This window comes from Fictibacillus sp. 26RED30 (assembly GCF_015903845.1).
GTDB lineage: Bacteria > Bacillota > Bacilli > Bacillales > Fictibacillaceae > Fictibacillus > Fictibacillus phosphorivorans.
This window is the reverse complement of record NZ_JACZDV010000001.1, coordinates 1,776,291-1,790,443: the sequence shown is the minus strand read 5'-3', so window position 1 is coordinate 1,790,443 and position 14,153 is coordinate 1,776,291. Positions and strand designations below refer to the sequence as shown.

Below are 14,153 nucleotides of genomic sequence, written 5' to 3'. Positions count from 1 at the left end.
TCAACCACTTTTAGAAAGCGACGGAGCTTTTCATTAACTAGTTAACAGCCAGAATGAACCAGGTAAATACATTTTTTTTAGGTGATGGAGGGACAAATGACTACTTCAAAATATAAACGAGTCGTCTTGAAATTAAGCGGAGAAGCATTAGCAGGTGAACAAACTTCTGGAATCGATCCAAAAATCGTTCAGTCAATTGCTGAACAAGTAAAAGAAATCGTTGAACTCGACGTAGAAGTTGCTGTAGTTGTAGGCGGCGGAAACCTATGGCGCGGTAAGACGGGTAGTGAGATGGGAATGGACCGTGCCTCAGCAGATTATATGGGCATGCTTGCTACAGTTATGAATTCATTAGCTCTTCAAGACAGTCTTGAAAACATCGGGGTTCAAACAAGAGTACAAACATCCATAGAAATGCGTCAGGTTGCAGAACCTTATATCAGAAGAAAAGCCATTCGTCACCTTGAAAAAAAGCGCGTTGTCATATTTGCAGCAGGAACGGGTAACCCGTATTTCTCAACCGATACGACAGCAGCACTAAGAGCAGCAGAAATTGAAGCAGAAGTTATCTTGATGGCTAAGAACAACGTGGATGGCGTGTATTCTGCAGATCCGAAGTTGGATGAGAATGCAGTGAAGTATACGACATTATCTTATCTTGATCTTTTAAAAGACGGACTTGCTGTAATGGATACTACAGCTTCGTCACTATGTATGGACAATGACATCCCGTTAGTTGTTTTCTCGATCATGGAAGAAGGAAACATCAAACGAGCAGTTGCCGGAGAAAAAATTGGAACCGTTATAAGGGGGAGAAACTAATGGCAAAAGAAGTTTTAACTCAAGCAGAAGAAAAGATGCAAAAAGCAATCGGAGCTCTAAGACGCGAATATTCAACACTTCGTGCAGGTAGAGCAAATCCTTCTCTATTAGACCGAGTACAAGTTGATTACTACGGAACTCAAACACCAATCAATCAATTAGCAGGTGTAACCACTCCAGAAGCTAGACTTTTAGTTATTCAGCCTTACGACAAATCTGCAATGGCAGATATCGAAAAGGCGATCCTAAAGTCTGATCTTGGTCTAACACCTTCTAACGATGGGCAAGTGATTCGTATTGCGATTCCAGCTCTAACAGAAGAGCGTAGAAAAGAATTAGTTAAACTTGTTAAGAAGTTTGCTGAAGAAGCGAAAGTAGCTTTAAGAAACGTTCGCCGCGATGCGAATGATGATTTGAAGAAACTTGAAAAAGAAGCTGAGATTACAGAAGATGAACTTCGCCGTTATAACGATGATGTTCAAAAGCTTACTGATAGATACACAGCTGAAGCTGATTCTGTAAGTTCTGCTAAAGAAAAAGAAATCATGGAAGTATAAAGCTTTTCCATGTACAATTAAATATAAAAAGCCCTCTATAAAAGGGGGCTTTTTTATTAGACAATATCGCCATTTTGCTAGATTTAAATTGATAAGTGGCGATAGGCATTAGGAGAAAATCTCTTAAAGAGGTTGATTCTATGAAGTCTAAGAAGATGGAGGCTTATACATGCTTGACAAGCTTTTCTTTAAGAAAAAAAGTCCAGAGAATCATAAATTTAAAGAAGAAAACATCCCTAAACATGTAGCTATTATTATGGATGGTAATGGTCGGTGGGCAAGGAAACGCGCGATGCCACGAATTGCCGGACATCATGAAGGGATGAAAACAGTTCGGAAAATCGTTAAAGAAGCGAATAAGATTGGGATTGAAGTGCTGACCCTTTATGCGTTTTCAACTGAAAATTGGAAACGGCCACGTGAAGAAGTCGACTTTTTAATGAAGCTTCCTGGAGAATTTTTAAATACTTTTCTTCCAGATTTGATTAAAGAGAACGTACAAGTGCGAATAATGGGTAAAAAAGAGTTATTGCCCCTTCATACTGTTAAAGCAGTAGATGAGGCGATTAACAAGACGAAGAACAATACAGGGTTAATCTTAAACTTCGCTCTTAATTATGGCAGTCGTGATGAGATTACAGCTGCAGTAAAAGCATTGGCTTCTGAAGTTAAACAAGGAAGATTAGAGCCTTCAGATATTGATGATTCTATGATCGAGCAGCATTTAATGACGCATGATCTAAAGGACCCTGATTTATTGATTCGTACAAGCGGTGAAGTTCGATTAAGTAACTTTATGCTATGGCAGCTTGCGTATTCTGAATTTTGGTTTACTGAAGTGTTATGGCCAGATTTTTCTGAGGAGCATTTAAGAGAAGCTGTATCACAATTTGCCGGACGAGGCAGGCGGTATGGCGGTGTTTAATTAAGGAGGACTTATGAAACAACGGATAATAACAGGTGTAATCGCAGCCGTTTTATTTATAGGGATTACCCTTTATGGAAGCTGGCCGTTCTCACTATTAATACTATTGCTAACTGGGATTGGCATGTTTGAATTATTACGTATGAAAGGGATGGAGCGAAGTTTCGTCGGGGGAATCGGCTATCTTTTAGCAGTCTTGGTGGCATTGCCAGAAGATTGGATGAGTTCATTAGAACCCTTTACTAAAACTGATGCCATTATACTTGCAGTTCTTCTGCTGCTAGTCGTAACGGTCATACAAAAGAACAATACAGATTACAATCATATTTCTTTTGTACTATTTAGTTCTATTTATGTAGGATTTGGCTTTTTCTATTTACTAGAAACGAGAATATTAGAGGACGGTGTCCAGCTACTATTCTTGATACTATTCATGATTTGGGCGACTGACTCTGGAGCATATTTTGTTGGGAAATCGATTGGAAAGCGAAAACTTTGGCCGGTTATCTCCCCAAACAAAACGATAGAAGGTGCAGTTGGCGGAATCTTCTTTAGTATTGTTGTAGGGGTGATCAGCTATTTCACTTCTTTCGTTGATATGTCGATATTTAATATTCTACTTATCTCACTTGTCGTAGGCATATTTGGTCAGATTGGTGACTTGGCAGAATCGGCATTCAAACGAATCTACGATGTAAAAGATTCTGGTACTTTACTTCCTGGTCATGGTGGGATATTAGATAGACTAGACAGTGCGTTGTTTGTATTCCCGTTGCTTCACGTGCTTCATTTGATAGGATAACGCTAGGAGGTATTGTATGAAATCAGTTAGTTTACTTGGTGCAACAGGTTCGATCGGCATTCAGACCTTAGATGTGATCGCCTCTCATCCACAAAAGTTCAAATTAAGTTCGATGTCTGTAGGTAAGAATATTGAGGCTGCTGAAAAAATCATACAGAAATTCCATCCTGAAATTTGTGCCGTTCAAAACGAAGAAGATGCAAAAGTACTTCGGTCTAAGGTGAGTTCATCAACAAAAGTTGTCTCAGGGATGGATGGATTGATTGAAGCCGCGGTTTCTACTGATTCAACGGTTGTTGTGAACGCAGTAATCGGTAGTGTAGGCTTACTTCCTACATTAAAAGCAATCGAAGCAAAAAAAACGATCGCTTTAGCTAATAAAGAAACACTTGTGACAGCAGGTCACCTTGTTATGGAAAAAGCGAAAAAACACAACGTACCTATTCTTCCGGTCGATTCAGAACATTCAGCGATCTATCAGTGTTTAAACGGTGAAGACCCAAACCGTGTAGAGAAGTTGATATTGACTGCTTCTGGTGGAAGTTTTAGAGACCGAACTCGTGAAGAATTAAAAAACGTTACAGTGCAGGAAGCTTTAAATCATCCAAACTGGTCTATGGGTGCAAAAATCACGATTGATTCCGCAACAATGATGAATAAAGGGTTAGAAGTTATTGAAGCTCACTGGTTATTTTCCTTTGATTATTCGAAAATAGACGTCATTTTACATAAGGAAAGTATCATACACTCTATGGTAGAGTTTGTTGATACAAGCATTATCGCTCATTTGGGACAACCAGATATGAGAGTGCCGATACAGTACGCTCTTACATATCCCGATCGGCTTGAATTAATAAACGGGAAAAGGTTAAACTTATGGGAAGTTGGGAAGTTACATTTTCAAGAAATGGATTACGACCGGTTCAGATGTTTAAAACTTGCTTTTCAAGCAGGTAAGGCTGGAGGCTTGATGCCGACGGTTTTAAATGCTGCGAACGAAAAAGCGGTTGAGCTATTCTTGAATGGTCATATCTCGTTTCTTGAGATTGAAGAGATGATTGAACGTGCTATGCAAGAGTTGTCTAATGTCAGTACGCCAGACCTTGAGACAATACAAGAAACAGATAATAGGACTCGTCAATATGTGGAGTCACTACTTAGTAAAGGCAGGTAATGGGAATGAACACTGTGATAGCCATTATCATCATTTTAGGTGCTTTAATTTTCTTTCATGAACTCGGACATCTATTGCTAGCAAAACGTGCAGGCATCTTGTGTCGTGAGTTTGCAATTGGATTCGGCCCAAAAGTGTTTGCCTTCAAGAAAGGGGAAACGGTCTATACGATCCGTCTTTTACCACTTGGAGGGTTCGTGCGCATGGCTGGAGAAGATCCAGAAGGTATTGAACTTAAGGCAGGTCACAGAGTTGGTTTGATCTTCAACCAAGCAGAAGAAGTGGAGAAGATCGTTGTAAATCACCGTGATAAGTATCCGGTTCAAAAGACGATCACCATTGAAAAAGCTGATCTAGAACGCGAATTGTATTTAACAGGTTTTGAAAATGAAGACTCTGGATCTTCGACTTACAAAGTTAAAGAAGATGCATTATTTGTAGCAGATCACCAAGAGATGCAAATCGCACCTTATAATCGACAGTTTGGATCAAAGACGATCATGCAGAGAACACTTGCTATCTTTGCTGGTCCAGCTATGAACTTTCTACTTGCTTTTGTGATCTTGGTTGTATTCTCACTCATGCAAGGTATACCGACAAATGAATCAAGACTTGGTACCCTTCAAGAAGGAGCGGGCGCTGAGAAAGCCGGTTTAGTAAAAGGGGATAAAATTATTGCGGTTCAGGGCGAAAAGATGGACGACTGGAAAGAGTTAGTTTCCGTGATCCAAGAAAATCCTGGCGAAAAGTTAATGTTTACGATAAACCGTGATGGTGAAGAAAGAGTGGTTCCTGTTACGCTTGGCTCTCGCAAAGGTGCTGATGATAAGAACGAAGGATTTATTGGAGCACATCCATATACTGAATCCTCTTTTGTTGGTTCATTAGAATATGGAGCTAAACAAACATGGTTTATGACAACAGCTATATTTACGGGTCTCGGACAGCTTATTACTGGTCAGCATGGAATCGACCAACTTTCGGGGCCGCTTGGAATCTATGAATATACAGATCAAGCTGCTAAAGCTGGTGTTTATATGCTACTTCAGTGGGCAGCTATACTAAGTGTAAACTTAGGAATCTTTAACTTGTTGCCTTTACCGGCACTTGACGGAGGACGCCTTTTATTCTTAGGTGTTGAAGCATTGAGAGGAAAACCGATCGATCCACAAAAAGAAGGAATGGTTCATTTTATCGGATTTGCCTTTTTGATGCTATTGATGCTTGTTGTAACATGGAATGATATACAGAAAATTTTTCTTGGTTAATCAGGGATGATTTGAGGAGTAGAGATAATGAGACAAAGTCAATTGTTTATGCCAACATTAAGAGAAGTTCCTGCAGATGCAGACGTGAAAAGTCACCAGCTCTTATTAAGAGCTGGCTTTATACGTCAGAATGCTGCCGGCATTTACTCATTTCTACCTTTGGGGAAAAAGGTTCTTCAAAAAGTAGAGAATATTGTACGAGAAGAAATGAATCGTGCTGGTTCACAAGAGATGATGATGCCAGCACTGCAGCTTGCTGAACTTTGGCAAGAAAGTGGCCGATGGTATAGCTACGGTCCTGAACTAATGAGACTAAAGGACCGACACGAGCGTGATTTTGCTCTTGGAGCTACACATGAAGAAGTGATCACGAGTATCGTTCGAGATGAAGTGAAATCATATAAGAAGCTTCCTCTTAATCTATATCAAATTCAAACGAAGTTCAGAGACGAAAAGCGTCCACGTTTCGGCTTGCTTCGTGGAAGAGAGTTCATCATGAAAGATGCCTATTCTTTCCATGATAAGCAAGAAAGTCTAGATGATACGTATGAAGCGATGAAAGATGCCTACTCCGCTATCTTTAGCCGCTGCGGACTAAACTTCCGAGCGGTTTTAGCAGACTCAGGCGCAATCGGTGGTAAAGATAATCATGAGTTCATGGTCTTATCAGAAATCGGTGAAGATTTGATCGCGTATTCAACGGATTCAGATTTTGCAGCGAACATCGAGATGGCTCCTGTTGTAATACGTGAGGAACGTTCACCTGAAACACTTATGGAGCTTGAGAAAGTAGAAACAAAACAAGCAAAAACAATTCAGGAAGTTTCAGAGCTATTAAAGGTTACACCATCAAAAGTTATGAAATCTTTGCTTTATATCGCTGACGAACAACCTGTATTAGTGTTAGTCCGAGGAGATCATGAGGTTAATGAGATCAAGCTTAAGAATGTGCTTTCTGCTAAAGAAGTAGAATTAGCTTCAGCGGAAGAAACAAAAAAATGGTTGAACGCGGAACACGGATCTATCGGACCGGTCAACTTGTCAAAAGACGTTAAAATCATCGCAGATCAAACAGTCCCTTATATGGTTAACGCAGTTTGTGGCGCAAATGAAACAGGCTACCATTATACGAATGTTAATCCAAATAGAGATTTTGAGTTTAATGAAACAGCTGATCTTCGTTTTGTTGTGGAAGGTGATCTGTCACCTGATGGTAAAGGAACAATCGTTTTTGCAAAAGGAATTGAAGTCGGTCATGTGTTCAAACTTGGTAAAGTATACAGTGAGCCAATGAAAGCATCTTACTTAGACGAAAATGGCAAGAATCAGATTATGTCAATGGGTTGTTACGGGATAGGTGTCTCTCGTACATTAGCTGCAGTAGCTGAAGAAAACAATGACGAAAAAGGTTTAATCTGGCCGTTATCACTAACCCCGTTCGATGTTCATTTAATTGCTGTCAACAGTAAGAATGCCGAACAAGCAGCACTTTCAGATGAATTGTATATTCAAATCAAGAACGATGGTTTTGATTGCTTATATGATGACCGCCCTGAACGTGCTGGTGTGAAATTTACAGATAGCGACCTTATCGGATTGCCAATTCGTGTTATGGTTGGCAAGCGTGCTTCAGAAGGAATCGTTGAAGTAAAGATTCGTAAGAGCGGAGAATCTTTCGAAGTTCCAGTTTCTGAACTTAGCGATTTTATGAAAAAAGAGTGGGACAAACTTAAGAAATAATGCGAAGTTTGTGTTAATCTAAAAAACTAATAGAGGAGGTGCCTCTCATACAAGAGGTGCCTTTCTCTTTGTACTTTACGAATAGGGATCTAATCTTTATGATGATATTCGAGGCTGAAAGATTTATAGCTATAGTATAATAAATAAAGACACGTATAAAAAAATACGTAGGTTAGTCATGTGAAAACATAATTAAACCCCTTTAAAAGGAGGTTCGTATGAGCGGAAATGATCAGCAGATCAGACAAGAAAGGCTATCGCTTCTTCTAGAACAACTAGGTATGCCCCTTGAGATGAAAGCCGGTTTTTCGGAAGGAACGATCGAAAAACTTACGATAGATAAAGCAAATAGAAGCTGGCATTTTATTATAGGCCTCCTGCGCCCATTAACGCCGGACAGCTATGCTTGGTTTAGTGCCAGCCTTCGCCAAACTTTTCAACATATTGCTACAGTGTCTTTTTCTATTCAAACGAAGGAGAGTTTTCAAGCAGAAGAACTTCTTGGTTTTTGGCCGTTGTGCAAAGAAAAGTTAGTAGAGACAGCGGCACCGAGTCTAGGAAGCATGCTTTCTACACAAGATCCTATTGCCGAAGGAAATTTTTTGTGTCTGACCGTAAGAAATGATGCGGAAGAAGCACTGGTGCAGAGAAAGCTATCTCCTGTTATCAAAGAGATGTACAGTCAGTTTGGTTTCCATTCTGTAATGGTAAAAACAGAGATTAAACACTCTGAAGAAGATTTTCAAAAGTTTATCGAACAGAGAAAACAAGAAGATCAGAATAAAGTAATGGAAGCTTTAGTTGAAAAAGAAAAAGCTGCCAATCGATCTGAAGGTCCTGCAGCAAGAACAGATATTATGATCGGATATTCGATCAAGGATGATCCTGTTCCGATTCAAACGATTCAAGATGAAGAAAGACGCATAACGATCCAAGGTTACGTCTTTCATTCCGAAACGAGAGAGCTTAGAAGCGGACGTACGCTTTTAACGTTTAAAATTACCGATTACACGGATTCTCTACTCATTAAAATTTTCTCTCGAGACAAAGAAGATATCCCTATCCTACAAGGTATTCAAAAGGGAATGTGGTTAAAAGTTCGAGGCGGAATACAAAATGATACGTTTGTAAGAGATCTGGTCATGATCGCTAACGATATTAATGAGATCAAACCTGAATTCAGAAAAGATTTAGCGGAAGAAGACAACAAACGTGTTGAGCTTCACCTTCACACACCAATGAGTCAGATGGACGCGATATCCTCTGTCTCCTCTTTAGTGGGACAAGCGAAAAAATGGGGCCATCCAGCTATCGCGATAACTGATCATGCTGGTGTTCAGTCCTTTCCAGAAGCTTATAATGCAGGAAAGAAAAACGGAATCAAAATCCTGTATGGACTTGAAGCAAATCTTGTAGATGATGGTGTACCGATCGCATATAACGAGGCGCCGAGAAAATTAACGGATGAAACATACATTGTCTTTGACGTTGAGACGACAGGTTTATCAGCCGTTTATAATAAAATCATTGAACTCGCAGCTGTGAAGATACGTGGTGGAGAGATCATTGATCGTTTTGAAAGGTTCGCGAATCCTCATGAATCTCTATCTCAAACAACGATCGAATTAACTGGAATTACAGATGATATGGTCGAGAACGCACCTGAGATTGAAGAAGTGCTTCGTGATTTTCATGCTTTTATGGGTGATGATATCCTAGTAGCGCATAACGCGAGCTTTGACATGGGGTTCTTGAACGAAGGTTTACGAAAGATAGGATTAGGCGAAGCGAAGAATCCTGTTATTGATACACTTGAATTGGCAAGATTTCTGCTGCCGCAATTAAAGAATCATAGATTGAACACGCTTTGTAAAAGGTTCGATATCGAACTTACTCAGCATCACCGAGCCATCTATGATGCAGAAGCAACCGGATATCTGCTATGGAAACTGTTAAAAGAGACGTTTGAAAAAGAAATCTTCTATCACGACCGTTTGAACGATAACATGGGGCAAGGTGGATTTCAGCGATCAAGACCGTTTCATTGTACGCTCTTAGCCGCAACCCAAGAAGGTCTAAAGAACTTATACAAGCTCGTTTCTGAGTCACACCTATCTTATTTTTATCGAACACCACGTATCCCTAGATCACGATTAAGTAAACTTCGAGAAGGTATACTCGTCGGTTCAGCTTGTGATAAAGGTGAAGTGTTTGAAGGTATGATGCAAAAACCGATCGAAGAAGTTGAAAAGATCGCGGAGTTTTATGATTACTTAGAAGTTCAGCCGCCAAGTAACTATTATCATCTTATCGAAAGAGAATTAGTCGCAGATGAGATGAACTTAAGAGAGATCCTTTCTAATATCGTTCAGCTTGGAGAGAAATTGAACAAACCGGTTGTTGCAACAGGAAACGTTCATTATTTAAACCCTGAAGATGCGATCTATCGAAAGATCTTGATCTCTTCTCAAGGTGGAGCGAATCCTCTAAACAGACAAACTCTTCCAGATGTTCATTTTAGAACAACGGATGAGATGTTAGACCTGTTCTCTTTTTTAGGTGAGGAAAAAGCGCAAAAAGTAGTTTGTGAAAATACGAGACAGATCGCTGACATGATACAGGAGATCAAACCTATCCCTGATGATCTATATACTCCGAAGATCGAGGGCGCAGATGACGAAGTACGCTCGATGAGTTATAACAGAGCTAAAAGTATCTATGGAGAGAACCTTCCTGAGTTAGTTGAAAAGAGACTGGAAAAAGAATTAAAGAGTATTATCGGACACGGGTTTGCGGTTATTTACTTGATCTCACATAAACTTGTAAAGAAGTCCTTGATCGATGGATATCTTGTAGGATCGCGTGGATCGGTCGGTTCGTCGTTTGTTGCGACAATGACTGAGATTACTGAAGTGAACCCACTGCCTCCACATTATGTTTGTCCGAAATGTAAAGAATCCCATTTCTTTAATGATGGTTCCGTAGGATCCGGTTATGACCTTCCAGATAAAGAATGTCCAACATGCGAAGTGCTTTATATAAAAGATGGACAAGATATACCGTTTGAAACGTTCCTTGGATTTAAAGGAGATAAAGTACCGGATATCGATTTGAACTTCTCTGGTGAATATCAGCCTAGAGCGCATAATTACACGAAAGAACTGTTTGGTGAAGATTATGTGTATCGTGCAGGTACGATTGGTACGGTAGCTGAAAAAACGGCTTACGGTTATGTAAAAGGGTACGCAGGAGACAATAACTTAACGATTCGATCTGCAGAAGTGGATCGCCTCGTATCTGGATGTACAGGAGTAAAGAGAACTACAGGTCAGCATCCGGGTGGAATCATTGTTGTTCCAGATTATATGGATATTTATGATTTTTGTCCTGTTCAGTTCCCAGCTGACGATAGTGGTTCAGAATGGAAGACGACTCATTTTGATTTTCACTCGATTCACGATAACTTATTGAAACTTGATATACTAGGGCACGATGATCCAACTGTTATCCGGATGCTTCAAGATTTAAGCGGTATTGATCCGAAGACCATTCCTGCATCGGATCCAGAAGTAATGAAAATCTTCTCAGGCCCAGAAGTATTAGGCGTGTCAGAAGAACAGATCATGTGTAAAACAGGTACTTTAGGAATTCCGGAGTTTGGAACAAAGTTCGTAAGACAGATGCTTGAAGAAACAAAACCAAGTACTTTTTCTGAACTTGTACAGATTTCAGGACTCTCTCATGGTACTGACGTATGGCTGAACAATGCCAACGAACTGATCGCTAACGGCACTTGTGTGCTAAAAGACGTTATCGGATGTCGTGATGATATAATGGTCTATCTGATCTATAAAGGCCTTGAGCCATCACTTGCATTTAAGATCATGGAAAGTGTACGTAAAGGAAAAGGTCTGCCGGATGAGTGGATCGAAGAGATGAAGAAGAACGATGTACCTGATTGGTATATTGGTTCATGCTTGAAGATCAAGTACATGTTCCCTAAAGCCCATGCAGCAGCATACGTGTTGATGGCCGTTCGTATCGCATATTTTAAAGTTCGCTATCCAATTTGGTTCTATGCGGCATATTTCACCGTAAGAGCGGATGATTTTGATGTGGAGTCTATGATCAGAGGATCTAAAGCATTACGAACAAAGATTGAAGAGATCTCAGCTAAAGGTCTTGATGCTTCTACAAAAGAGAAGAACTTGCAAACGGTTCTAGAACTCGCACTTGAGATGTGTGAAAGAGGGCTATCATTCCAGAAGATCGATCTGTATCGATCGAGCGCAACAGACTTCCTAGTAGAAGGGGATACATTAATACCACCCTTCAATTCAATCGCAGGCTTAGGTACAAATGCAGCATTAAACATTGTAAAAGCAAGAGAACAAGGTGAATTTCTTTCTAAGGAAGATCTTCAGCAGCGTGCGAAGTTATCTAAGACCATTATTGAGTACTTAGATGACCAAGGATGTTTAGAAGGAATGCCTGATGCAAACCAGCTTTCGCTCTTTTAACAAGGGCTTTCTGAAGGCTAGATAAGTTGCAGTATTTTATTGGTTATGGTATAGTATTTTTGGAAATACTGTTGAATGAATAACTGTCGGCGAAAGAGTGGGGCTCCCCACTCTTTCGTTACGTTTTGAGGTCATTCAGTAAGAAGGAGGGCAGCAATGAGTCAGAAGATTACAGAGCTCACAACAGAGCTTGTAACCCCAATCGTTGAAAAACTAGGACTTGAACTTGTTGACGTTGAATTTGTTAAAGAGGGTAAAAACTGGTTTCTCCGTGTATATATCGATTCCACGGATGGGATTGATATTGAGGAATGCGGGACTGTCAGTGAACAATTAAGTGAAAAATTAGATGAACTTGATCCGATCGAACAGCCCTACTTTTTAGAAGTATCTTCTCCAGGTGTTGAAAGACCGCTAAAGAAGCCTGAAGATGTAAAAAATGCTATCGGCAAAAATGTAAACATTAAACTTTATGAGCCATTAAACGGCGAAAAAGTATATGAAGGACTTTTAAAAGACTTTGACGGTGAAACGCTGTTCATGGAGATTAGAGTGAAAACGCAAGTGAAAAAGGTAGAGTTACCTTATGCTAAAGTGGCCAATGCCCGTCTTGCGGTTGTTTTTTAATGAAGAGGGGAGAAGAAAAATGAGTACCGAGCTTTTGGATGCACTTACATTGTTAGAAAAGGAAAAAGGGATTAGTAAAGAAGTAATTATTGAAGCAATTGAAGCAGCCCTTATTTCTGCGTACAAGCGCAATTTTCATCAAGCGCAAAATGTTCGTGTTGATTTTAACAGAGACACAGGAAGTATCCGTGTTTTTTCAAGAAAAAATGTGGTTGAAGAAGTTGAGGACGATCGTCAAGAGATCTCAGTGGCAGAAGCTCAAGCGATCAACCCTGGCTATGAATTAGAAGATATCGTAGAAGAAGAAGTTACACCAAAAGATTTTGGTCGTATTGCTGCTCAAACAGCTAAACAAGTAGTTACACAGCGCGTACGTGAAGCAGAGCGCGGGATCATCTTCTCAGAATTTATTGATCGTGAAGAAGATATCATCACGGGAATCGTTCAACGACAAGACCACCGTTATATGTATGTCAGCCTAGGCAGAGTGGAAGCTCTTCTTCCTGCTGCTGAACAGATGCCTGGTGAATCTCATACCACGAACGACCGCATCAAAGTGTACATTACTAAAGTAGAAAAGACGACAAAAGGTCCTCAAATACTAGTATCAAGAACTCACCCAGGTCTTTTAAAACGCTTATTCGAGCTTGAAGTGCCAGAGATCTATGATGGTACGGTTGAGATTAAATCGATCGCTCGTGAAGCGGGTGACCGTTCAAAGATTGCCGTTCATGCTGCTGATCCAGAAGTAGATCCGGTTGGTTCTTGTGTTGGACAAAAAGGTGCACGAGTCCAAACAATCGTAAACGAATTGAACGGTGAAAAGATCGATATCGTTCGATGGAGTGAAGATCCAGTCGTATATGTTGCAAATTCACTTAGCCCAGCTAAAGTTCTAGAAGTACAAGTGAATGAAGAAGAAAAGATGACAACGGTTATCGTTCCAGACTATCAACTTTCGTTAGCGATTGGTAAACGTGGCCAAAATGCGCGTCTAGCTGCAAAGTTAACAGGTTGGAAGATTGATATTAAAAGTGAAACAGAAGCAATAGAATCAGGTGTGTACGATCCATCAAACGCTCGCAGTGATTTTTTTGAAGATACTGATGAGGATGAAGAGTAAGAAAAGACGAGGTGGAGACAATGAAAACACGTAAAATTCCGATGAGAAAATGCGTAGCCTGTCAAGAGATGAAGGCTAAAAAAGAATTAACACGTATTGTCCGCTCACCAGAAGGAGAAGTCTCGGTCGACACGACGGGGAAAAAATCCGGAAGAGGAGCCTACCTTTGTCATGAACCAGCTTGTATTGAACAAGCAAAAAAGAAAAAGGTTCTTGAGTCACATCTCAAAACAAAGATTCCAGCTGATCTATTTGAACAGCTAGAAAAAGGAAGTCATACATCTTGAAACCAACTCCTTGGGCAAACTTTCTTGGAATAGCAGCTCGAGCCGGTAAAGTCATTTCCGGCGAAGAACTAGTTGTGAAAAGCATCCAAAAGCAAAACGCCAAAATTGTTCTGCTATCAAAAGATGCTTCTGATAATACAAAGAAAAAAGTTACCGATAAGTGCCTTTACTACAAAATAGATCTTGCTTGGATAGAAGATCGCAATATTTTAGGCAGGGCAATCGGTAAGGAGCAACGAGTTGTAGTTGCTGTAAATGATCAAGGATTTTCTAAGAAATTAAAGGAACTTCTTGATCACTAACTCGGG

Annotated in this window: 12 protein-coding genes; all 12 read left to right on the top strand. The window is 40.1% G+C overall.

Annotated elements, in window-relative coordinates; all coding sequences use genetic code 11:
• Nucleotides 1-96 precede the first annotated feature (96 nt).
• The 12 genes from pyrH to IHV11_RS09040 all read left to right on the top strand — a co-directional run bounded on the left by pyrH (nt 97) and on the right by IHV11_RS09040 (nt 14,147).
• Complete coding sequence (gene pyrH, locus IHV11_RS09095) at nt 97-822, top strand: UMP kinase (protein ID WP_066393724.1); 726 nt, start codon at nt 97-99, stop codon at nt 820-822.
• Complete coding sequence (frr, locus tag IHV11_RS09090; protein ID WP_197194420.1) at nt 822-1,379, top strand: ribosome recycling factor; 558 nt, start codon at nt 822-824, stop codon at nt 1,377-1,379. The genes pyrH and frr overlap by 1 nt, the downstream gene beginning before the upstream one ends.
• Before the next feature lie 169 nt (nt 1,380-1,548).
• Complete coding sequence (locus IHV11_RS09085) at nt 1,549-2,304, top strand: isoprenyl transferase (RefSeq protein WP_197194419.1); 756 nt, start codon at nt 1,549-1,551, stop codon at nt 2,302-2,304.
• A 13-nt stretch (nt 2,305-2,317) separates the two neighbouring features.
• Nucleotides 2,318-3,106: a phosphatidate cytidylyltransferase gene (locus IHV11_RS09080; protein WP_197194418.1), complete on the top strand. Its 789-nt coding sequence runs from the start codon at nt 2,318-2,320 to the stop codon at nt 3,104-3,106.
• Nucleotides 3,107-3,122: 16 nt separating this feature from the next.
• The gene (gene dxr, locus IHV11_RS09075; protein WP_197194417.1) at nt 3,123-4,280 is read left to right on the top strand and encodes a 1-deoxy-D-xylulose-5-phosphate reductoisomerase; all 1,158 of its coding nucleotides are present in this window, start codon (nt 3,123-3,125) and stop codon (nt 4,278-4,280) included.
• 5 nt (nt 4,281-4,285) lie between these two features.
• Complete coding sequence (rseP, locus tag IHV11_RS09070) at nt 4,286-5,548, top strand: RIP metalloprotease RseP (protein WP_197194416.1); 1,263 nt, start codon at nt 4,286-4,288, stop codon at nt 5,546-5,548.
• 27 nt (nt 5,549-5,575) lie between these two features.
• Nucleotides 5,576-7,288, top strand: a complete 1,713-nt coding sequence (locus IHV11_RS09065; RefSeq protein ID WP_197194415.1) for a proline--tRNA ligase — start codon at nt 5,576-5,578, stop codon at nt 7,286-7,288.
• A gap of 218 nt (nt 7,289-7,506) precedes the next feature.
• Nucleotides 7,507-11,808, top strand: a complete 4,302-nt coding sequence (locus IHV11_RS09060; protein ID WP_197194414.1) for a PolC-type DNA polymerase III — start codon at nt 7,507-7,509, stop codon at nt 11,806-11,808.
• 156 nt (nt 11,809-11,964) lie between these two features.
• Nucleotides 11,965-12,435, top strand: coding sequence for a ribosome maturation factor RimP (gene rimP, locus IHV11_RS09055; RefSeq protein ID WP_197127750.1), 471 nt, complete (start codon nt 11,965-11,967; stop codon nt 12,433-12,435).
• A gap of 19 nt (nt 12,436-12,454) precedes the next feature.
• Nucleotides 12,455-13,558: a transcription termination factor NusA gene (gene nusA / locus IHV11_RS09050; protein ID WP_066393741.1), complete on the top strand. Its 1,104-nt coding sequence runs from the start codon at nt 12,455-12,457 to the stop codon at nt 13,556-13,558.
• Nucleotides 13,559-13,578: 20 nt separating this feature from the next.
• Entirely contained in the window at nt 13,579-13,845 is a 267-nt protein-coding gene (gene rnpM / locus IHV11_RS09045; RefSeq protein ID WP_197127751.1) for an RNase P modulator RnpM, read from the top strand.
• Nucleotides 13,842-14,147 carry a YlxQ family RNA-binding protein gene (locus tag IHV11_RS09040; protein WP_197127752.1) on the top strand — a complete coding sequence of 102 codons (306 nt, stop codon included), beginning with the start codon at nt 13,842-13,844 and terminating at the stop codon, nt 14,145-14,147. Before rnpM ends, IHV11_RS09040 begins: the two co-directional genes overlap by 4 nt.
• Nucleotides 14,148-14,153 lie beyond the last annotated feature (6 nt).

What these genes read in the sequence shown, in the direction of transcription:
- pyrH (WP_066393724.1), top strand. Translation starts at nt 97, where the DNA reads ATGACTACTTCAAAATATAAACGAGTCGTCTTGAAATTAAGCGGAGAA.
- IHV11_RS09065 (WP_197194415.1), top strand. Translation starts at nt 5,576, where the DNA reads ATGAGACAAAGTCAATTGTTTATGCCAACATTAAGAGAAGTTCCTGCA.
- IHV11_RS09085 (WP_197194419.1), top strand. Translation starts at nt 1,549, where the DNA reads ATGCTTGACAAGCTTTTCTTTAAGAAAAAAAGTCCAGAGAATCATAAA.
- rseP (WP_197194416.1), top strand. Translation starts at nt 4,286, where the DNA reads ATGAACACTGTGATAGCCATTATCATCATTTTAGGTGCTTTAATTTTC.
- IHV11_RS09060 (WP_197194414.1), top strand. Translation starts at nt 7,507, where the DNA reads ATGAGCGGAAATGATCAGCAGATCAGACAAGAAAGGCTATCGCTTCTT.
- rimP (WP_197127750.1), top strand. Translation starts at nt 11,965, where the DNA reads ATGAGTCAGAAGATTACAGAGCTCACAACAGAGCTTGTAACCCCAATC.
- frr (WP_197194420.1), top strand. Translation starts at nt 822, where the DNA reads ATGGCAAAAGAAGTTTTAACTCAAGCAGAAGAAAAGATGCAAAAAGCA.
- rnpM (WP_197127751.1), top strand. Translation starts at nt 13,579, where the DNA reads ATGAAAACACGTAAAATTCCGATGAGAAAATGCGTAGCCTGTCAAGAG.
- IHV11_RS09080 (WP_197194418.1), top strand. Translation starts at nt 2,318, where the DNA reads ATGAAACAACGGATAATAACAGGTGTAATCGCAGCCGTTTTATTTATA.
- nusA (WP_066393741.1), top strand. Translation starts at nt 12,455, where the DNA reads ATGAGTACCGAGCTTTTGGATGCACTTACATTGTTAGAAAAGGAAAAA.
- dxr (WP_197194417.1), top strand. Translation starts at nt 3,123, where the DNA reads ATGAAATCAGTTAGTTTACTTGGTGCAACAGGTTCGATCGGCATTCAG.